This window comes from Methylobacterium sp. WL18 (assembly GCF_008040015.1).
Lineage (GTDB): Bacteria > Pseudomonadota > Alphaproteobacteria > Rhizobiales > Beijerinckiaceae > Methylobacterium > Methylobacterium mesophilicum.
This window is the reverse complement of sequence record NZ_VRVD01001325.1, coordinates 1-461: the sequence shown is the minus strand read 5'-3', so window position 1 is coordinate 461 and position 461 is coordinate 1. Positions and strand designations below refer to the sequence as shown.

The following is a 461-nucleotide window of genomic DNA, read 5'->3' as shown; positions in this document are numbered from 1 at the left end:
CCTGGAGGTTGCGCTCGGCCGCGCCCGCGCCATGGCGGCCCTGCCCCCGGCCTCGATCGCGGCGACCAAGCGGGCCCTGCGCCGGGGCCAGGACGACAGCGTCGCCCGCACGCTGGCCGAGGAGGCGGAGGTGTTTCACGCGCTTCGTCGGGGCCCGGAGGCGCAGGCGGCCTTCGCGGCGTTCCTGCGCCGATGAGGACCGCCGATCAGGACCTGCTGGCCGATCCCGATGCGGCGCCGGCAGGCGACGGAGCCAAGGAGGATCGCCACTTCGTCACGGCGCTGGCCCGGGGCCTCGCGGTGCTCGCCTGCTTCGGCCCGGGCCGGACCAGCCTCGCCAACCACGACCTCGCGGCCGCCTGCGGCCTGCCGCGCTCCACCGTGTCGCGGCTGACCTACACCCTGACCAAGCTCGGCTACCTGCACCACACCGCCGAGACCGGCCGCTACCGGCTCGGCAC

1 protein-coding gene and 1 pseudogene are annotated in these 461 nt (G+C 76.1%); both read left to right on the top strand.

The annotated features are described in order from the left end of the window. Positions 1 to 196 (top strand): annotated as a pseudogene (locus tag FV228_RS32570) (enoyl-CoA hydratase); the annotation flags it as partial. Then, positions 193 to 461 (top strand): helix-turn-helix domain-containing protein (locus tag FV228_RS32565; RefSeq protein WP_147858040.1); only part of this gene is annotated, 269 nt, incomplete at its 3' end. The pseudogene FV228_RS32570 and the gene FV228_RS32565, both read left to right, overlap by 4 nt.